The sequence below is a fragment of the Massilia sp. GER05 genome (assembly GCF_052056005.1).
GTDB classification, from domain to species: Bacteria; Pseudomonadota; Gammaproteobacteria; order Burkholderiales; family Burkholderiaceae_D; genus Telluria; species Telluria orientalis.
This window is the reverse complement of the sequence record NZ_CP178858.1, coordinates 2,088,258-2,108,311: the sequence shown is the minus strand read 5'-3', so window position 1 is coordinate 2,108,311 and position 20,054 is coordinate 2,088,258. Positions and strand designations below refer to the sequence as shown.

The following is a 20,054-nucleotide window of genomic DNA, read 5'->3' as shown; positions in this document are numbered from 1 at the left end:
CCACCCTACGGCTGCTCGACGAACTTGGGTCCCCGCCTTCGCGGGGACGACGTGCTGGCTTTACCGCTACAGTCCGCACGTCGCCCCTGCGAAGGCAGGGGCCCAATTTCACTTAGCCGACGGGAAGAACAGTTGCTCGCCGGCTGGCTTGAACGACGCAATCTTCGCCTGCCCCTCCGGGGACGTGATCCACTCGATCAGCGCCTTCGCGCCCTTGTAGTTGATCCCCTTGTGCCTCTCCGGATTGACGGCAATGATCCCGTACGGATTGAACATCCGCTTGTCGCCCTCGACGAGGATGGCCAGCCCCGTCTTCGCTTGATAGGCGCCATACGTCGCGCGGTCCGTCAGCGTGTACGCGCCCATCTCCGCCGCCATGTTCAGCACCTCGCCCATGCCCAGGCCGGCGTTGACGTAGTTGCTGCCGGCCGGCTTCGTACCGGCCTGCCGCCAGTAGCCTTTCTCCATCACGTCCGTGCCGGAATTGTCGCCGCGCGAAATGAATTTCACGTTGGCCGCCGCGATCTTCCTGAAGGCCGCGATGACGTCGCGGCTGCCCTTCACGCCTGCCGGGTCGGCGACCGGTCCCGCGACAACGAAGTCGTTGTACATGACGTCGTGACGGTCGATCCCCCAGCCCTCGGCCACGAATTTGTCTTCCAGCGCCCGCGCGTGCACGAGCGTCACGTCGACGTCGCCGTTCTTGCCCAGCTCCAGCGCCTTGCCCGTGCCCACCGAGATCACGTTGACCCTGATGCCCGTCTTCGCCTCGAACGCGGGCAGCAGATAGCCCAGCAGGCCCGAGTTCTCGGTGCTGGTGGTCGTGGACAGGCGCAGCACCTTGTCGGACTGCGCATGGGCGAACGGCATGGCGACGGCCAAGCCGGCGATGAAGGTGAGGATGGAACGGCGTTGCATCGATTCTCCTAGCGGTATTCGAGATGTCCGTCGCGCAGCTTCAGCCGCTGCACGCCGGGCAGGTTGATCAGGTCGCGGTCATGGCAGGCGATGATGACGCTGCTCCCCGCTTCGATCATGGTCGGGATCAGGGCGATCACCTGTTCGCGCGCGGCGCCGTCCAGGTTGGCCGTCGGCTCGTCCAGCAACAGCAGGCGCGGCGCCAGCACTTTTGCACGCGCGAGCGCCACGCGCTGCTTTTCGCCGCCCGACAGCCGGGTCGGGTCCGTGTCGCGCAGGTGCGCCACGCCGGCCCAGGCCATCGCCGCCTCCACGACGGGACGCACGGCCTCCGGCTTTTCGCCGCGCACGGCGAGGCCATAGCCGATGTTGTCGGCGACGCTCGTCGAGAACAGGATCGGGTGCTGGTGCACGTAGACGATGGCCCGGCGCAGTGCGCGCGGATACGGGTGCACGCGCAGGACGTCCTCGCCGGCGAAGCGCAGGCTGTCGATCTCGGCCCGTTCCAGGCCGCCCAGTACGCGCAGCAAGGTGCTCTTGCCGGCGCCGTTCATCCCCGTCAGCACGTAGGCGCTGTGCGTGGCGATCTCGAGCCGGTCGATGTCGAACAGCAGCCGGTCGCCGTGGCGCTTGCGCAGGCCGCGCACGCCCAGCAGGGATTTCCGGCGCTCGTCGCGTTGGGGTACGTTCTCGTTCTCGTAGACGGCCGCCGAAATCTGCGAATGGATGCCGATGCTCATGCGCGCTCCCGGACCGTGTGGGCGTCGCCCTGCAGCAGCATCAGCGCGCCGTTCATCAGCAACGCAATCGACACGAGCACGATGCCGAGCGCGATGCCCTGCGCGAACTCGCCCTTGCTCGTCTCCAGCGCGATCGCGGTCGTGATCGTGCGGGTCTCGCCTTCGATGTTCCCGCCCACCATCAGCGCGCAGCCCACTTCCGAGATCACGCGGCCGAAGCCGGACAGCACGGCCGCCATCACGCCGAACCGCGCTTCGTGCAGCACGCGCACCATCACCTGCATGGGCGACGCGCCGAGCGCGATCGCGGTCTCGGCATAGCGCGCATCGAGCCCCTGCACGGCCGCCAGCGTAAAGGCGAGCAGCACGGGCAGCGCGACGACGCACTGGCCGAACACGATGCCCGGCTGCGAGAACAGCCATTGCAGGCCGCCCAGCGGCCCGTGGCGCGACAGCAGCAGGTACAGCAGGAGGCCGATCAGGACGGTCGGCAGCGACAGCGCCGCCTGCGCCAGCCAGATGACGATGCGCCGCCCGCGGAACTTGCGCATGGCGACGACGTAGCCGATCAATATCGCGGGCGGCGTGGCCAGCAGCAGACCGACGATACTCGTCTTGAGCGACACCCAGACGATGCGCCACAGGTCGGGATCCCCCGTGAACAGCAGCGTGAACGCGCGCGCGACGGCGTCGGCAATCGCATTCATGCCGTTCGCAACGTGCGCGCCGTCTCCAGCGCGGCGAGCCAGTCCGGCTCGAACACGAGACGCTCGGCGCCGGACAGCAGCAGGAAGTGATGGCCGCTGCAGCGCGCGAGCAGCGACATGCCGACCTGCTGCGCCACTCCATGCCCCATCTGCGTCGTGCCGGAGCGCGACAGCAGGAACGGGATGCCCATCTGCGCGCCCTTGATGACCATTTCGGACGTCAGCCGGCCCGTCGTGTAGAAGACCTTGTCGGCGCCTTCCATCCCCTCCAGCCACATCAGGCCGGCGATGGCGTCGACGGCATTGTGGCGGCCCACGTCCTCGATGAACCATAGCAGGTCGCCGTCGCTCGTGAACAGCGCGCAGCCGTGCACGGAGCCGGCCTGCTTGTACACGGATTGCTGGGTCCGCACGGTCTCGACGATGCGGTGCACGACGGACTGGCGCAGGCGCGCGTCGGGCGGCAGCACGATGCGGTCGACCTCGTCCATCAGGCCGCCGAACACGGAGCCCTGCCCGCAGCCCGTCGTGACGACTTTCCTGGCCGTGCGCGCCGCCACGTCCTGGATGCCGCCGCGCGTGACGACGGCCACGGCGTCCACGGACCAGTCGACCTGCACGGACACGATGTCGTCCAGCGACCGCACGAGGCGCTGGTTGCGCAGGTAGCCCAGCGTCAGCGCTTCCGGCGCCGCGCCCAGGGTCATCAGCGTGACGAGTTCGCGCTTGTCCACGTAGACCGTCAGCGGGCGCTCGGCCGGAATGTAGAGCGTCTCGCGGCGCCCGCGCTCATCGATGGCCGTCACGGGATGCGTGAGCCCGGCGCTGGCCTGGGACAGTTGGGGACGATAAAAAGATGTCATGTCTGCAATTCTGCCACGTCCCCCAAAATCTGGCCGCCACCGTAGGAACCGGGGTGCACGACCTCGCCGCCCAGCCGCACGCGCACGGCGCAATACTTGAATTCAGGGATCTTGCCGTATGGGTCCAGGGCGGCATTCGTCAGCCGGTTGATGGCCGCCTCGTAGTAACAGAACGGGACGAACACGGCGCCGCGCGGCGTGCCGTCGTCGGCTCGCGCATACAACGCGACCTCGCCGCGGCGCGACGCGATCGTGATCACGTCGCCCGGCCGCCCCCCGAGCGCTTCCAGGTCGAGCGGATGCACGAGCGCGACGGGGTCCGGCTCCAGCGCGTCCAGCACGCCGGCACGGCGCGTCATGCTGCCCGTGTGCCAGTGCTCGAGCTGGCGGCCCGTGATCAGCACGACCGGGTACTCGGTGTCGGGACGCTCGTCGGCCGGGATGATGTCGGCCGGGACGAAGCGCGCGCGGCCGCCTTCGCGCGGAAACTCGCGCGTGAACACGACGGGTTCGCCCGGATCGCCCGCCGCATGGCACGGGTACGTGACGGCACCGTCATGTTCCAGCCGGTCCCACGTGATGCCGGCGATGCTGGGCATGAGGGTCCGCATCTCGTCGAACACGGCGGCCGGTCCGGCATATGCCCAGTCCAGCCCGAGGCGGTGCGCCATCTGCTGGATGATCCACAGGTCCTGGCGCGCATCGCCCGGCGGGTCCAGCGCCTGGCGGCCCAGCTGCACGACGCGGTCCGTGTTCGTGAAGCTGCCGGTCTTTTCGGCGAAGCTCGATGCGGGCAGGATCACGTCGGCCAGGTATGCCGTCTCCGTCAGGAAGATGTCTTGCACGACGAGGTGTTCCAGTGCCGCCAGCGCCTCGCGCGCGTGGTTCGCATCCGGGTCGGACATGGCCGGGTTCTCGCCCATGATGTACATCCCTTTGATCCCGCCTGCCAGGATGTCGTCCATGATCTCGACGACCGTCAGGCCGGCTTTGGCGTCCAGCTTCCGTCCCCATGCGGCCTCGAACTTCGCCTGCGCCCGTGCATCGTCGACGCGGCGGTAATCCGGATACATCATCGGGATGAGGCCCGCATCCGACGCGCCCTGCACGTTGTTCTGGCCGCGCAGCGGATGCAGGCCCGTGCCGGGACGGCCGATCTGGCCCGTCATCAGCGCGAGCGCGATCAGGCAGCGCGCATTGTCCGTGCCGTGCACGTGCTGCGACACGCCCATGCCCCACAGGATCATCGATCCCTTCGATGTCGCATACAGCCGCGCCACGTAGCGGATCGTCTCCGCGGCGATGCCGCAGATGGGCGCCATCGCTTCGGGGCTGTAGTGCGCCACGTTCGCGGCCAGCGCGTCGTAGCCGCTCGTGCGGTCGGCGATGAACGCCGGGTCGACGAGGTTCTCTTCCACGATCGTGTGCATCATGGCGTTGAGCAGCGCGACGTCCGTGTCGGGCTTGAACTGCAGGAAGCGGTGCGCGTGGCGCGCGAGGTCGGAGCGGCGCGGGTCCGCGACCACGAGCTTTGTCCCCATTTTCGCTGCGTTCTTCATCCACGTGGCCGCGACGGGATGGTTGACGGTCGGGTTGGCGCCGATGACCAGCACGACCTCCGCGCGCGTCACGTCCATCACGGGGTTCGACACGGCGCCCGAGCCTATCCCTTCCAGCAGCGCGGCGACGGACGACGCGTGGCACAGCCGCGTGCAATGGTCGACGTTGTTGCTGCCGAAGCCCGTGCGCACGAGCTTCTGGAACAGGTACGCTTCCTCGTTGCTGCCCTTGGCCGAGCCGAAGCCGGCCAGCGCGCGCCCGCCGTGCGCGTCGCGGATGCGCGCGAGGCCGCCGCCGGCCGCTTCGAGCGCTTCGTCCCACGTCGCCTCGCGGAATACGTCCAGCACGCGGTCCGGGTCCATCGTGAAGTCGCCGCGTTTCGGCACGCCTTCGCGGCGGATCAGCGGCCTGGTGAGCCGCTGCGGATGGTGCGCGTAGTCGTAGCCGTAGCGCCCCTTCACGCACAGGCGGCCGTGGTTGGCGGGACCGTCGCGGCCCTCCACGCGCACGATGCGGTTGTCCTTCACGTGGTACGTCAGCTGGCAGCCCACGCCGCAGTACGGGCACACGGAATCGACCTGCTTGTCGGGCACGACGAGTGCCGCGCCGCGCGCCGGCGCCAACGCCCCCGTCGGACACGCCTGCACGCATTCGCCGCACGCGACGCACGTGGACGCGCCCATCGCATCGCCCTGGTCGAACACGATGCGCGCATTTTCTCCGCGGCCGGCGAGGCCGATCACGTCGTTGACCTGCTCGTCGCGGCACGCACGCACGCAGCGCGTGCACTGGATGCAGGCGTCGAGGTTCACCTCGATCGCGGCATGGCTCGCGTCCGCCGGCGGCAGCGCGCGCGTGGCGGGAAAGCGCGGCGTGCCCACGCCCAGCTTATTTGCCCACTGCGCGACCTCGTCGTCGCGCGTGCGGGGCGCAGTGCGGACCGTACCCGGCAAATCGGACAGCAGCAGCTCCAGCACCATCCTGCGTGCGGCGACGGCGCGCTCGCTGTCCGTACGCACCTTCATGCCGGCCACCGGATGGCGGCAGCACGACGGCGCCAGCGTGCGTTCGCCGTCGACTTCCACGACGCACGCGCGGCAGTTACCGGCCGGCTCCAGCCCGTCCTTGTGGCACAGGTGCGGCAGGGCGATGCCGGCGCGGGCCGCGGTCTCGAAGATCGTCTCGAACGGTTGCGCTTCGACTTCCCGGCCGTCGAGTTCGAACGTCACGCTCATGATCCCCCCAGCTCATGCGGAAAATACCTGATGACGCAGTCGAACGGATTCGGCGCCGCCTGGCCCAGGCCGCAGATCGACGCGTCGCGCATCACCTGCGACAGCTCGGCCAGCAGCGCGGTGTCCCACGTCGCCCGCTCCATCAGCGCGACGGCCTTCGCGGTGCCGGCGCGGCACGGCGTGCACTGGCCGCACGATTCGTCGCGGAAGAAGCGCACCGTGTTCAGCGCGGCGGCGCGGGCCGTGTCGCGGTCGGACAGCACGACGACGGCGGCCGAACCGATGAAGCAGCCATGGCGCTGCAGCGTGTCGAAATCGAGCGGAACGTCGGCCATCGAGGCCGGCAGGATGCCGCCCGACGCGCCACCCGGCAGGTAGGCATAGAACGTATGTCCCTCCCGCATGCCGCCGCAGTATTCGTTCAACAGTTCCTGCATCGTGATGCCGGCCGGCGCCAGCTTCACGCCCGGCTCGCGCACGCGGCCGGACACGGAAAACGAGCGCAGCCCCTTCCGCCCGTGGCGGCCCCGGTTCGTGAACCATTCCGCGCCGCGCTCGACGATGTCGCGCACCCAGTACAGCGTTTCCATATTGTGTTCCAGCGTGGGGCGCCCGAACAGGCCGATCTGCGCGACGTACGGCGGGCGCAGGCGCGGCATGCCCCGCTTGCCCTCGATCGATTCGATCATCGCGGATTCCTCGCCGCAGATGTACGCGCCGGCGCCGCGCCGCAGGACGATGTCCGGCAGGTCGGGCACCGGCGGATCGGCGCGCAGCCGGTCGAGCTCCCGCTCCAGCATGGCGCGCAGGCCGTGGTATTCGTCGCGCAGGTACAGGTAGATCGTCTCGATGCCCACGGCCCACGCGGCGACGAGGGCGCCTTCCAGGAAGCGGTGCGGGTCGCGCTCGAGGTAATGCCGGTCCTTGAACGTGCCCGGCTCGCCCTCGTCGATGTTGACGGCCATGAGGCGCGGGCCCGGCTCGTTCCTGACGATGCGCCACTTGCGCCCGGCCGGAAAACCGGCGCCGCCCAGGCCGCGCAGGCCGGACGCCATCAAGGTCACGATCACGCTTTCCGGATCGAACCGCCATTCCGTGCACGCACGCAGCAGCCGGTAGCCGCCGGCGTCGCGGTAGGCGTCGTAGTCGAGGTGGCCCGTGTGCACGTCGGTGGTCGCACGCGCGCTGACGGCGGCCAGCACCGACTCGGCGCTCGCATGGGTGACGGGCCGCTGGCCGACGAGGGCCGCGGGCGCCTTGTCGCAGCGGCCGATGCACGGCGCGGCCAGCACGCGCACGTCGGTGCCGAGGATCGCCGGCAAACGGTCCAGCAGGCCGCGCGCGCCGGCCAGTTCGCACGACAGGCCCGCGCACACGCGCACGGTGAGCGCGGGCGGCGCAGCCTCGCCGTCGCGCAGCACGTCGAAGTGGTGGTAGAACGTGGCCACCTCGTAGACCTCGGACTGCGCCAACTTGAGCTCCTGCGCCAGCGCGGCCAGATGCGCCGCGGACAAGGCGCCGTAGCGGTCCTGGATCTTGTGCAGGTGCTCGATCAGCAGGTCGCGCCGCCGAGGCGCATCCCCCAGCGCCGCCTGCACCTCGGCGAGCGCCTGCGGGCCGGCACGGCGGCCCTTCGGCGCCTCGCGCTTGCGCTGGCGGCTTGGGCCCTGGACCGCGATCGGGATCACCGTCTTGCCGGCCGCGGGTACCATGGGTTCTGCCATGTCTCCTCCTGTGCGGATGAATTTCTGAAATAATATACCGTTGGAAACTCCACGGGTGCCGCCATGATCGACATTCACTCCCTGCTGGCCTCGCTCCCCGCACGCATCGACGCCATCCTGCGCAACGCGGCTGCCCACACGCCAAACGCCCCGGCCCTGGTCGACGCCGGCCGCACGCTCACGTACCGCGAGCTGGCCGCCCTCGTCGACCGCCGCGCGGACCAGTTGCGCGCGCGCGGCGTGCGTCCCGGCGACCGCGTGCTGCTGGCCAGCGAAAACTGCGCGGACCAGATCGCACTCATCTTGGCCGCCGCAGCCGTGGGCGCGTGGATCGTCAACGTCAACCCGCGCCTGACCGCACCCGAGCTGGACGCGATCCGGGACCACGCGCGCGTGCGCCTCGCGGTGTACACGGCGGCAGTGTCGCCGGAAGCGGAGGCGCATGCGGCCCGCGCGGCCGCGTCGTTCGACGACGGCCTGATGGTGGGCCCCCTGAACGACGACTGTACGCCCGAACAGGATGCAGATGTCGCCGCCCTGCTCTATACGACGGGCACGACCGGCACGCCGAAGGGCGTGATGCTGAGCCACCGCAGCCTGCTGTTCGTGGCCGCGGTGTCGAGCCGGCTGCGCGGCCTGACCCCGGCCGACAAGGCGTGGGGCGTGCTGCCGATCTCGCACGTGTACGGCCTGACGTCGGTGATGCTGGGCACGCTCAGCGCGGGCGCCTGCCTGCACCTGACGCCCCGCTTCACGCCCGAGGCAATGCTGGCGGCCATCCGCGACGCCGGGCTCTCCATCGTGCAGGGCGTGCCCGCGATGTATGCGCGGCTGCTGGAGCACGTCGGCGACAGTGCCCCGCTCGCGACGCGCCTGCGCTTCGCCTACGCCGGCGGCTCGCCCCTCGATCCGGTGCTGAAGACGGCCGTCGAGCGCCTGCTGGGCGTGCCGCTGCACAATGGCTATGGCCTGTCCGAGGCGGCGCCCACGGTCAGCCAGACTCGGCTGGACGCGCCGCGGTCCGACACGTCCGTCGGCCTGCCGATTCCCGGCGTCGAGGTGCGCGTCGTGGACAAGGCAGGCGCGGATATCGTCGATGGCGCGGCGGGAGAATTGTGGGTGCGCGGGCCGAACCTGATGCGCGGCTATTACCGCAATCCGGAAGCGACGGCCGCGGTGCTGCGTCCCGGCGGCTGGCTGAACACGGGCGACATGGCGCGCCAGGATCCGGACGGCGCGCTGTTCATCGTCGGCCGCACAAAAGAGTTGATCATCCGGTCCGGCTTCAACGTCTATCCGCTGGAAGTGGAGACCGTGCTGAACGCGCACCCTTGTGTGACGCAGTCGGCCGTCGTGGGCCGCCCGGCCGCCGACGGCAACGAAGAGATCGTCGCGTTCGTGCAGCCGGATCCGCGCCGCACGCCGTCCGTGGACGAGCTGCGCGCATGGGCGGCGGAACGGCTGGCGCCCTATAAACGGCCGGCCCGCATCGTCATGATGGCGGCCCTGCCGGCGGCGGCTAACGGCAAGGTGCTCAAGCATGTACTGAAGGAACAAGCCGCCAGCCTGTAACGTCGCCCCCGCGCAGGCGCACTGCTGTCCGGAATAATTTTTACCGTCGAAAATAGGCCCGCCATAGGGAAAAACCGTCATTCCCGCTTGCGCGGGAATGACGATGCTATTTCTGACGGTTTTTGAAAACAATATTCCGGCCACTAGTCCGCGCAGGCGGGGACCCAATGTGCATGTCCCGCGGCTGCGCCCGCAACACTTGGGTCCCTGCCTCCGCAGGGACGACGTCCATAGGCCAACGTCCAACAGTTACCGCCGCCGCTTCTTCCAGTCGTACCCCGGCCCCGTCACGTCCACGCCCGGATGCCCGACGACGTCCGGATGCTCGGAACACATCGTCACGAAGCGGATGCGCTCGCCCTCGCGCTGGCGCCGCCGCAGGTCTTCCATGAAGCGCATTGCCTCGACCATCGCGGTCGTGTCGAACGGCTGCGCATGCGGGGCCGGGTGCCCATCTTCTTCGATCGTCCAGTAGACCATGTACATCGTGTGCCCTCCTGTCCGCATCGTGTGGGCGCACGGTCGGCATGTCAAGACGGGAGTCATAGCAAAGACCGATAGTACGTAGGACTTGTCCTAAATCCGGTCTATATGTTCGCCATCCCACACAAGAAGCCGGCATCGGCGTCTAGGCTTACGTCTTGGATCAACAGCAGGACATGCACATGAATCTCAACAACCATATCCAGCCAGCAAGCTCGCCGCTCCAGCTCTGGGGCGGCCTCGAATGCACCGTCAACCGCGTACGCGATCAGTACTTCTCCCAAATGGAACGCAACGGACATGCCGAACGGCTTCAGGACCTGGAGCGGTTCGCTTCACTCGGCATCCGCGCCATCCGCTACCCCGTGCTGTGGGAACGCACCGCGCCCGACGGCATCGACTCCGCCGACTGGTCGTGGTCCGACGAACGCCTGCCCGTGCTGCAGCAACTGGGCGTGACGCCCATCGTCGGCCTCGTCCACCATGGCAGCGGCCCGCGCCACACGAGCCTGATGTCCCCCGACTTCGCCGAGAAACTGGCGGAATACGCCGGCGCCGTCGCGCGCCGCTACCCCTGGGTCGAGTACTGGACGCCCGTCAACGAACCATGCACGACCGCGCGCTTTTCCGGCCTCAACGGCGTCTGGTATCCGCATGACACGAGCGAAGATGGCTTCATCCGCGCCCTCATCAACCAGTGCCGCGCCGTCGTGCTGTCGATGCGCGCGATCCGCGAAGTGAACCCGAACGCGAAGCTCGTCCAGACCGACGACTTGTCGCGCACCTATGGCACGCCCGAGATGGCGGAGATCGCGAATTTCTTCAACGAACGCCGCTGGCTGGCGTGGGACATGTTGTGCGGGAAGATCGACCCCGGCCACGCGCTGTGGGACTACCTGCTCGAGAACGGCGCCGGCGCCGACGAGCTGCTGTGGTTCAAGGACAATGCCTGCCCGCCGGACATCATCGGCGTCAACTACTACATCACCAGCGAGCGCTGGCTCGACCACCGCGTCGAGCGCTATCCGGAAAGCCACCGCACCCATTACCGCGGCGTCCCCCACGCCGACATCGAATGCCCGCGCGTGCTGGCCACGCCGACGCCCGGCATCGGGCCGCTGCTGCAGGAAACATGGGACCGCTACGGCCTGCCGGTCGCCGTCACCGAGGCGCACATCGATGCCAACCGTGAAGATCAATTGCGCTGGCTCGTGGAGATCTGGAACGCCGCAAAGAAGGTCCAGCAGGGCGGCGCCGACATCCGCGCCGTCACCGTGTGGGCCCTGCTCGGCTCGTTCGACTGGAACTGCCTCGTCACCGAATGCAAGGGCTATTACGAGCCCGGTCCGTTCGACGTGCGCGGTCCGCAGCCGCGCCCGACCGCGGTCGCGAACCTGATGCGCGAACTGGCCAGCGGCCGGCCGCTGGCGCATCCGGTGCTGCAGGGCCAGGGCTGGTGGCGCCGTCCGGGCCGCTTCCTCGCGAAGCCGGTGGCGACCCGCACCGCCGTCGCCGACATCGCCGAACGCGGCGCGTTCCGCTCCACGTTCCCGCAGCCGATCCTGATCACCGGCGCGACGGGCACGCTGGGCCGCGCCTTCGCCCGCATCTGCGAGCGCCGCAACCTCGCCTACCACGTGCTCACGCGCCAGGAGATGGACATCGCCGATCCGGCCTCCGTCGAGGCGGCGATCGTGCGCTTCAAGCCTTGGGCCATCGTCAACGCGGGCGGCTACGTGCGCGTGGACGATGCCGAGGGCGACGTCGACCGCTGCATGCGCGAGAACGCGCACGGCCCGACCGTGCTGGCGCTGGCCGCCATCCGGCATGCGCTGCGCTTCATGACGTTCTCCAGCGACCTCGTGTTCGACGGCACGCTCGACCGCCCGTACGTGGAATCCGACAAGGTGGCGCCGTTGGGCGTGTACGGCCGCAGCAAGGCGGACGCGGAACGGCGCGTGCTCGATTCCGACCCGCAGGCCCTCGTCATCCGCACGAGCGCGTTCTTCGGGCCGTGGGACGAACACAATTTCGTCACGCAGGCCCTCGACGCGCTCGACGCGGGCCGGCCGTTCGCCGCGGCGGCCGACCAGGTCGTGTCGCCGACGTACGTGCCCGACCTGGTGAATACCTGCCTCGACCTGCTGATCGACCGCGAATGCGGCCTCTGGCACCTCACCAACGGCGCCGCGATGAGCTGGGCCGACCTGGCGCGCCAGGCGTGTGCCGCGGCCGGCGTCGACGACGGCCGGCTGGAAGAACGCACGACCGGCGAACTCGGCCTGCGCGCCGCCCGTCCCCGCAACAGCGCGATGAGCAGCGAGCGCGGCCTGTTGCTGCCATCGTTCGACGATGCGCTGGCCCGCTACCTGCGCGAGCGCGAGCTGCTGTCGAAACGGGCGGACGACGTCGAACCGGCGCATTACGCCAGCTGATCCACGCGCGCTGAAACACGACCGCGCGCCCCGGCGTGCGGTCGTGTTACCGCTACATTAAATGTGATCAATATGTATTTACCGTCGGAATTTCTTTAGTTACACTACGTTACTTAACGTTACGTTACGCAACCTTGGTGTGACTCACATGTCCGACTTCCCTCGCCGGCCGCTACCCGCGGTGTCCGGTATGTATGCAGGCTACCGCCCGCTTGCCTTCCCCGCCGTCACGTTGCGCTCCGCCGTTCCGCCGCACCTGGCGGGCTTCAAGTCCACCCGCGAATACGCCAAGATCTGCATGCGCGCCGCGCTGCATCCGCGCCAGACGCCGCAGTGGCTGCACCTGCTCAACGCACATCCGGCATTCTCGGAATACGTGCGCAATTGCCCGCGCTTCCTGTACAAGGTCTACCGTCCGTACATCAGCCACGTGCTGGATGCCCGTACGCGCCTGGAGGCGATCCGCGCGCATTACGACTTCATGTTCCAGCGCGGCCTGGGCCAGGTGCTGGCGCGCGCCAGCCTGGGGCCCGTCGTGCTGGCCGAAGCGGCGGGGAAAAGCGGCCTGCCCTACCAGGTCCAGCTGCGCACCGTGAACATGTTCGATCGCGAGGGCGAACTGGTGCTGCAACTGACCCAGGATGACAAGGCCTTGTACACGGTGGCGTTCACGGTGGCGCCGCGCGACGGCCGCCCGGCCGTCAGCATCGGCTGCATCCAGGGCGGCAAGACGGAGGATGCACGCGAGGCGATCCGCACGGCCACGCGCGAGCTGCACGGCATCCGGCCGAAGCAGCTGATGGCGACGCTGGTGCGCCAGCTGGGCCACGGCTACGGGTGCGAACGGATGGTGATGGTGTCGAACCGCAACCGCGTGATCTACAAGGCGATCCGCAACGGCCGCGTGCTGGCCGACTATGACCAGCTGTGGGAAGAACTGGGCGCGCGCAAGCGGGCCGACGGCGACTGGGAACTCGACTGCGCGCCGGTGGCGGCGCCGGACCTGGACGGCATCCCGTCGAAGAAGCGGTCGGAGGCGCGCAAGCGGCACGACGTGGTCAGCAGCATCGCCGACCAGGTATGCGAAGGATTACGCGGCCGATGAACCGTCGCCCCTGCGCAGGCAGGGGCCCAGTTCAGGCTACCGCACCATTCCGCAACGGCACCAGAATCGGCACCAGCTCGCTCCACACCCTCTCCACGCTCATCTTGTTCATGCAATCGTGATGCCCGAGCGGGCACTCGCGCTTGCGGCATGGCGAGCATGCCAGGCGCAGCGACACCGTCCGCGCCACCTCCGACAGCGGCGGCGCGTAATCCGGATCCGTCGAGCCGTACAAGGCGACGACCGGCCGGTTCAGCGCCGAGGCGATGTGCAGCAGGCCGGAATCGTTGGAGACGACGGCGCTCGCCCGCGCCAGCAGCGCGATGGCGTCGTCGAGCGACGTCTGGCCGGCCAGGTTGCGCACCGCGGCGCCGGCCGCACCGGCGACATGCCGCAGGACCTGGTCGCACGTCTCGCGGTCGTTCGGCGAACCGAGCAGCACCACCTGCACGCCCGGCACGGCGTCGACGACCTTCGCGGCCAGCGCGCCGTAGTACGCAGGCGGCCAGCGCTTGGCGATGCCGAACTCGGCACCGGGCGCGAACGCGACCAGGGGACGGGACAAGTCCACGCCGAAACGCTTGCCGACCTGTTCCGTTTCTTCCCCACCGACGACGAGGTAGGGCCGCACCAGCTTGCCCGGCAGCCGGACCTCGGGCTCGCGCGCGAGGGCCGCGTAGAACGGCACCATCGAGCGGCGCGGCTTGTCGTCGTGGTGCATCACGTTGACCATCCCGTAGCGCATTTCTCCCTTGTAGCCCACGCGGCGCGGGATGCGCGCGAGCCACGGGATCAGCGCGTATTTCAGGGTGTTGGGCAAGACGTAGGCGTCGCTGTAGCCGCGCTCCTTCAGGATCCGTGCATAGCGCCACCGTTCGCCCAGCTGCAGCGCGCGGTGGCGGAACGGCGTTACCAGGATGTCGTCCGCCTCCTGGATGCGGCGCCACACGGGCACCACTTGCGGCGGCGCGAGCACGTCGATGGCGCGCTCCGGGTGGGCCTGCTTGAGCAGGCGCAGCAGGGGCTGGGCCATCACGGCGTCGCCGATCCAGTTCGGCGAGATGACGAGGGTTCTGTCTTTCTCCGTCATGTTTCTTCCACCAGCGCCGAGAACTGCAACCGATACAGGTTGGCGTACATGCCGCCACGGGACAGCAATTCGTCATGCGTGCCCTGCTCGACGATGCGGCCATGTTCCATCACGACGATCAGGTCGGCGCCTTCGATGGTCGACAGGCGGTGCGCGATCACGAACGTGGTGCGGCCGGCCATCAGGGTGTCGAGGGCGGCCTGCACGGCGCGTTCCGATTCGTTGTCCAGCGCCGACGTGGCCTCGTCCAGGATCAGGATCGGCGCGTCCTTGTAGATGGCGCGCGCGATGGCCACGCGCTGGCGCTGGCCGCCCGACAGGCGCATGCCGTTCTCGCCGATCATCGTGTCGACGCCTTCCGGCAGGCGCGCGACGACGTCGTCGAGATGCGCGGCGTGGATGGCCGCGGCGAGGCGCGCCTCGTCCACGTGCTCGACGCCGTACGCGATGTTGGCCCGCAGGGTGTCGTCGAACAGCACGACGTTCTGGCTGACGAGCGCCAGCTGGGCGCGCAGCGACGGCAGCTGGATGTCCTGGTACGGGATGCCGTCCAGCAGGATGCGGCCGGATTCCGGTTCGTAGAAGCGCGTGACGAGGTTCACGAACGTCGACTTGCCGCCGCCCGACATGCCGACCAGCGCGACGGTCTGGCCTGGTTTGACTTCCAGCGACACGTCGTCCAGCGCGAGCGACTGCGCGTTCGGGTAGCGGAACTTCACGTGCTCGAAGCGCACGTGGCCCTGCGCGCGCGCGATGGTGCGCGTGCCCGGATCGTGTTCCACCGGCGCGTCGATCAGGGCGAACACGGTTTCCGCCGCGGCGATCCCGCGCTGCATCGGGCCGTTCACTTCGGCCAGCGCCTTCAGCGGCGTGAGCAGCATCAGCATCAGGGTGACGAACTGGGTGAATTCGCCGACCGTCATGTCGGCCCGCAGCGCCAGCACCACGACGACCGACAACGCCAGCGACGTGGCGATCTGGGTCACGGGCGTGGTCGCCGCGAACGCCACCGTCATGCGTTGCGAGAAGCCGCGCAGCGCTTCGCTGCGCTCGTAGAAGCGGCGGTTTTCGTACTGCTCGCCGGAGAACACGCGGATCACCTGGTGGCCGCGCGCCGCTTCCTCGACGACCTGCGTCATCTCGGCCGTCACGCGCTGGTTCTCGCGGTTCAGCTGGCGCAGGCGGCGGCTGGTGGTGCGCACGATCACGGCAGTGAGCGGCACGACGACGATCGCGACGAGGGTCAGCATCCAGTTCAGCCACAGCAGCGAGCCGAGCAGGCCGATCACGACGAGCACGTCGCGCACGAACGAGATGAACACGGACTGGATCATGTCCACGACCTGGCGCACGTCGCCGACGACGGTGTTGATCACCTTGCCGGTCGACTCTTCGTGGAAGCGCGCGACCGGCAGGCGCAGCAGCCGCGCGAACGCCTGGGCGCGCAAGTCGTTCAGCACGCGCGACAGCACCCAGTTGTTGTAATACGCGGTGGCGAACGTGCCGATGCCGCGCAGGACGAAGATCGACACCAGCACGCCGGGGATCCACCACAGGCTGAACGGCACCTTGTTCTTGAAGCCCATGTCCATCAGCAGCTTCAGGGCCTCGCCCAGCAACGGCTGGGTGGCGGCCGTCAACGCCATCGCGAGCAGCGACAGGAAGGCGCGCCCGCGATAGGGTTTCAGGATCGCCCACAGGCGCTTGATGATGACACTGTTATCCAATTTTTTCTTTCGCATTCAGGCAGAAGCCCATGAGCAGAAACACCATGAGCGCATAGAACAGACTGCCCTTCATAGACCAGAAAATCACTTCCGTCAGCCCGAAGCCGACATAGCCCAGCACCACGAACGCTCCGCCCAGCGCGACCGCGAACTGCGGTCCGCGCGCATCCTGGCCGAGCCGGCGCAGGAAGAACCGCAGGGGCGCAACCAGCGTGGCGGCCCAGAGGACGAAGCCGACGGCGCCGCCCGTCGCCAGGGCCTGCAACACGTCATTATGCAGGTGCGGCAGCTGGAGCACCAACGGATCGAGCCGGCCGGCCTGCGCATATTCTGCCAGGCGGACGCGGCAGGCATCGAAACCCATGCCCAGCACCGGATGTTCGCGGATCAGCATGATGGCACCCTTCCACAACTCCAGCCGGGTGCCGACGTTCGTCCACACGGTGCCGCCCTCGTACCAGATGCGGGCGTCGCTGATGCCCTGGGCGAAGCGCTCCTGCACGCCCAGCGCCGGCGTGAACCAGGCCGCGGCCAGCACGGCCACGCCGCCGGCAAGCAGCGCGCGCACCCGGCGGCTGTCGATCCCGCGCACGTGGCGCCCCAGCACCAGCAGCGCCAGCACCACCGCTGCCCAACTGCCGCGGGTGCCCGTCAGCACGGACGCGGCGAGTCCCGCCAGCGCGCCGGCGCCGGCCAGCACCGCATCGCGCGGGCGCTCGCGCATGTCGATCGCGCCGGCCAGCGACAGCAGCCCCAGCAGCATCGCCAGGTCGCCGAACGTGATCGAATTGACGAATCCGCCCGGCCGGTCGATGTGCAGCACGAGACGCTGCCAGGCGATGAACGGCAGCGCCGCCACGGCGCCAGCGCTCGCGCCCCACCACAGCGCCCGGCGCGGCGCGCGCATGGCCACGACGAGGACCAGCGCGCTCACCGACAGGAGCATGCGCAGCGGCTTTTCCTGCACGCTGAGCCGTTCGCCGCGCAGCAGCGCGCAGGCGAGCACGAACAGGAAGTGCAGCAGGAAGGCTAGCACGACCCAGCGTACCTGCGGCCAGTGGCGCACGAGCGCATCCCGGCTCGGTTTGAAGAATATCAAAGCGCTGGCCAGGAACAGGAAACTCGCAAGATTCACACCGAACGAGGTGACGAGGCTCAAAAAGGGTAACAGGAAGGCCAGGGTGCCGATCCAGACCCGCATCGGCTCCCTCGTGTTCGTCGGATTGCTGTTCATCGATGTTCTTGTGGGATACTCTTGCCCCTGATGGCACCTCGTAAAACCGTCGAGGTTTAGCGACGTGCCCAAAATATGGGAGTGTACACTGGACCTTATGCTTCACGCACAGACAATCTCGGTCGTGATCACCACCTATAACCGGCCAGACGCGCTGGAGGCGGTGGTGCGGGCATGTTTTATGCAGAACGACAAGAATTTCGAAATCATTATCGCTGATGATGGCTCGACTGCCAACACGCGTGCCTGCGTGGAGCGGCTGGCGGCGGCGTCACCGGTGCTTCTGCGCCACGTCTGGCAACCCGACCAGGGTTTTCGCGCCGCGATGGCGCGCAACCGCGGCACGCTGGCCGCGACGGGCGACTACATCATCTTCCTGGACGGCGACTGTATCCCCCAACGCGATTTCATCGCGCGCCATCGAATGCTGGCCGAGCCCGCGTGCCTCGTGTCGGGCAGCCGCATCCTGATGTCGGAAGCGCTGACGCGCCGGGTGCTGGACGACGGGATCGATGTAGGCGCCACGGCGCCGCTGACCCGGCTGGGATGGCGGCTGCGGGGCGACCTGAACAAGACGCTGCAGCCGCTCGGGCTGCGCTGGCCCGACCTGGGCCGCACGTCGCGCAAATTCACCTGGCGGCGTATCAAGAGCTGCAACCTGGGGGTCTGGCGCAGCGACCTGGAGAAGGTGAACGGCTTCGACGAGAGCTTCACGGGCTGGGGCCATGAAGATTCCGACCTCGTCGTGCGGCTGTTCCACGCGGGCGTGCGCCGCAAGGACGGCGCCTTTGCCACCGAGGTATTCCACCTGTGGCACCGCGAGGCGCAGCGCGACCAGGAGACCTGCAACCGCAAGGTCGTCCTCGAACGCGCTGCCAACAAGATTACGCAGGCAACGATCGGGTTGCGCGAGCACGCGCGGCCGGCGCCGTAGCGGCCAAGCGGGTCTCCACGGGCGCCGCGTCCACGCGGAACACGCTGACCACCTGGGCCAGCTTCGCGGCCTGCTCCTGCATCGCTTCCGACGCGGCCGCCGCTTCCTCGACGAGCGAGGCGTTCTGCTGGGTCACCTGGTCCATCTGGGCGATGGCCCGGTTGATGTGCTCGATGCCCTCGCCCTGCTCCTGCGTGGCGCTGCTGATTGCACCGATCATCGTGCTGACCTTGTTCACGCTCGCGACGATCTCCTGCATCGTCGCGCCCGCTTCCTCGACCAGCTTCGCACCGTCGTCCACGCGCGCGACGGAATCGCCGATCAGGGCCTTGATTTCCCTGGCGGCCGTGGCGGAACGCTGGGCCAGGTTGCGCACTTCGCTCGCCACGACGGCAAAGCCCCGGCCCTGCTCGCCGGCTCTAGCCGCCTCGACCGCGGCATTCAGCGCGAGGATATTCGTCTGGAACGCGATGCCGTCGATGACACCGATGATGTCGACGATCTTGCTGGACGACGCGTTGATCGACGCCATCGTATCGACCACGCGCGCGACGACGACGCCGCCCCGGCCCGCCACTTCGGCGGCGGAATCGGCCAGCCGGCTCGCTTCGCGCGCGTTCTCGGCGCTGTTCTTCACGGTCGACGTCAATTCCTCCATCGACGCGGCCGTCTCTTCGAGCGAGCTGGCCTGTTCTTCCGTGCGGCTCGACAGATCCAGGTTGCCGCTGGCGATCTCGCGCGATGCCGTGGCGATCAGGTCCGTGCCCGAGCGCACGTCGGCGACGATGCCGGCCAGCGCGTCGCGCATGCGTTTCATGGCCGCCATCAGGCTCGCCTCGGCACCGGCCCGCACGGGTACATCCATGCCGAGGTCGCCGGACGCGATGCGCTGCGCCACCGCGACAGCGTCTTCCGGATCGCCGCCGATCGAACGCTCGACGCTGCGCACGATCATCCAGACGAGGCCCGTGAGCAGCGCGCCGATCACGGCCAGCCAGGCGGCTGCGCCAGCCAGCTGGGCATAGAAGGCGTGATCGAGGTCGTCGATGTACAGGCCGTTCATGAAATACCAACCCCAGGGCCGATACGCCTGGACATGGGTGAGCTTGGGTACCGGCTTGTCCGAGCCCGGCTTGGCCCACAAGTATTCGATGAAACCCGCGCCGTTCGCCTGCGCCGCGGCCATGCCGTCCGAATAAGGGTTATGGCCGTTCGAGTCGACGACATTGCCGAGCGGGGAACCGATTAGTTCCGGCTTGATCGGATGCATCAGCACGGACTTGTCGTCGTAGACCGTGAAGTAGCCGTTGGCGCCGAAGCGCAGCGCCCGGGTCCGGGCCAGCGCCTGCTGTTTCGCATCGTCGAGGGACAATTTGCCGGCAGCGGCGAGGGCCGCGTACTCCTTGGCGATGGACGCGGCGATCTCGCTGGCGTTCGATAACTGGATCTTGCGCTCCTCGAGGCGCAATGCGCGGCTTTGCAGCGCGTTCACCGTGAACACGGCAAGAAGACAAACCCAGCTGAGTAACAAGGGGAGGAAGAGTTTACGACGAAATGTAATTTTCATATTGATCGGCGCCGTCTCCTGACGCGGTAAACACGGAAAATATCCGTAGATCAATATTTACCAATGACCACACTCAAACACAATGGCTCAGTTAAAACGGTAATGAATGTTAGCGGTCACTTTTAGTCGGACGCGGCGGCGGCGCAACACCTGTTAGCAA

Annotated in this window: 15 protein-coding genes; 4 read left to right on the top strand and 11 right to left on the bottom strand. The window is 68.2% G+C overall.

Features of this window, described 5'->3' with window-relative positions; translation table 11 throughout:
• Window positions 1-108: 108 nt before the first annotated feature.
• From ACL58G_RS09505 to ACL58G_RS09480, 6 genes are read right to left on the bottom strand one after another with little or no spacing between them, the layout of a single operon-like run.
• Window positions 109-918: an extracellular solute-binding protein gene (locus tag ACL58G_RS09505; RefSeq protein WP_440966505.1), complete on the bottom strand. Its 810-nt coding sequence runs from the start codon at window positions 916-918 to the stop codon at window positions 109-111.
• Window positions 919-926: 8 nt separating this feature from the next.
• Window positions 927-1,658, bottom strand: coding sequence for an energy-coupling factor ABC transporter ATP-binding protein (locus ACL58G_RS09500; protein WP_440966503.1), 732 nt, complete (start codon window positions 1,656-1,658; stop codon window positions 927-929).
• A complete protein-coding gene (locus tag ACL58G_RS09495; protein ID WP_413337389.1) occupies window positions 1,655-2,365 on the bottom strand; it encodes an ABC transporter permease in 711 nt (236 codons plus the stop codon). The genes ACL58G_RS09500 and ACL58G_RS09495 overlap by 4 nt, the downstream gene beginning before the upstream one ends.
• Entirely contained in the window at window positions 2,362-3,228 is an 867-nt protein-coding gene (locus tag ACL58G_RS09490; RefSeq protein WP_440966501.1) for a formate dehydrogenase accessory sulfurtransferase FdhD, read from the bottom strand. The genes ACL58G_RS09495 and ACL58G_RS09490 overlap by 4 nt, the downstream gene beginning before the upstream one ends.
• A complete protein-coding gene (gene fdhF, locus ACL58G_RS09485; protein ID WP_440966499.1) occupies window positions 3,225-6,023 on the bottom strand; it encodes a formate dehydrogenase subunit alpha in 2,799 nt (932 codons plus the stop codon). Before fdhF ends, ACL58G_RS09490 begins: the two co-directional genes overlap by 4 nt.
• On the bottom strand, window positions 6,020-7,747 hold the full coding sequence (locus ACL58G_RS09480; protein WP_440966498.1) for an NAD(P)H-dependent oxidoreductase subunit E: 1,728 nt from the start codon (window positions 7,745-7,747) through the stop codon (window positions 6,020-6,022). Before ACL58G_RS09480 ends, fdhF begins: the two co-directional genes overlap by 4 nt.
• 63 nt (window positions 7,748-7,810) lie before the next feature.
• On the opposite strand from ACL58G_RS09480, the gene ACL58G_RS09475 reads away from it, so the two are divergent.
• The gene (locus tag ACL58G_RS09475) at window positions 7,811-9,319 is read left to right on the top strand and encodes a class I adenylate-forming enzyme family protein (RefSeq protein WP_440966497.1); all 1,509 of its coding nucleotides are present in this window, start codon (window positions 7,811-7,813) and stop codon (window positions 9,317-9,319) included.
• 249 nt (window positions 9,320-9,568) lie between these two features.
• Here ACL58G_RS09475 and ACL58G_RS09470 read toward each other — a convergent pair whose 3' ends face one another.
• Window positions 9,569-9,805 (bottom strand): hypothetical protein, encoded by a 237-nt coding sequence (locus ACL58G_RS09470; RefSeq protein ID WP_413382678.1) that lies wholly within the window; start codon window positions 9,803-9,805, stop codon window positions 9,569-9,571.
• Window positions 9,806-9,984: 179 nt separating this feature from the next.
• Between ACL58G_RS09470 and ACL58G_RS09465 the strand changes: the two genes are divergently transcribed.
• A complete protein-coding gene (locus ACL58G_RS09465) occupies window positions 9,985-12,237 on the top strand; it encodes a family 1 glycosylhydrolase (protein WP_440966495.1) in 2,253 nt (750 codons plus the stop codon).
• A 148-nt stretch (window positions 12,238-12,385) separates the two neighbouring features.
• A complete protein-coding gene (locus ACL58G_RS09460) occupies window positions 12,386-13,342 on the top strand; it encodes a VirK/YbjX family protein (RefSeq protein ID WP_440966493.1) in 957 nt (318 codons plus the stop codon).
• Between the two features lie 31 nt (window positions 13,343-13,373).
• On the opposite strand, the gene waaF is transcribed toward ACL58G_RS09460, so the two are convergent.
• From waaF to ACL58G_RS09445, 3 genes are read right to left on the bottom strand one after another with little or no spacing between them, the layout of a single operon-like run.
• A complete protein-coding gene (waaF, locus tag ACL58G_RS09455) occupies window positions 13,374-14,432 on the bottom strand; it encodes a lipopolysaccharide heptosyltransferase II (protein ID WP_440966492.1) in 1,059 nt (352 codons plus the stop codon).
• Window positions 14,429-16,159 (bottom strand): lipid A export permease/ATP-binding protein MsbA, encoded by a 1,731-nt coding sequence (gene msbA, locus ACL58G_RS09450; protein WP_413382667.1) that lies wholly within the window; start codon window positions 16,157-16,159, stop codon window positions 14,429-14,431. The genes waaF and msbA overlap by 4 nt, the downstream gene beginning before the upstream one ends.
• The gene (locus ACL58G_RS09445; protein ID WP_440966490.1) at window positions 16,152-17,393 is read right to left on the bottom strand and encodes an O-antigen ligase family protein; all 1,242 of its coding nucleotides are present in this window, start codon (window positions 17,391-17,393) and stop codon (window positions 16,152-16,154) included. The genes msbA and ACL58G_RS09445 overlap by 8 nt, the downstream gene beginning before the upstream one ends.
• Window positions 17,394-17,517: 124 nt before the next feature.
• Between ACL58G_RS09445 and ACL58G_RS09440 the strand changes: the two genes are divergently transcribed.
• Entirely contained in the window at window positions 17,518-18,327 is an 810-nt protein-coding gene (locus ACL58G_RS09440; RefSeq protein ID WP_413382661.1) for a glycosyltransferase family 2 protein, read from the top strand.
• Here the strand turns inward: ACL58G_RS09440 and ACL58G_RS09435 are convergent.
• Window positions 18,278-19,819, bottom strand: coding sequence for a methyl-accepting chemotaxis protein (locus ACL58G_RS09435; RefSeq protein ID WP_413382658.1), 1,542 nt, complete (start codon window positions 19,817-19,819; stop codon window positions 18,278-18,280). The two genes, ACL58G_RS09440 and ACL58G_RS09435, sit on opposite strands and share 50 nt — an antisense overlap.
• Window positions 19,820-20,054 lie beyond the last annotated feature (235 nt).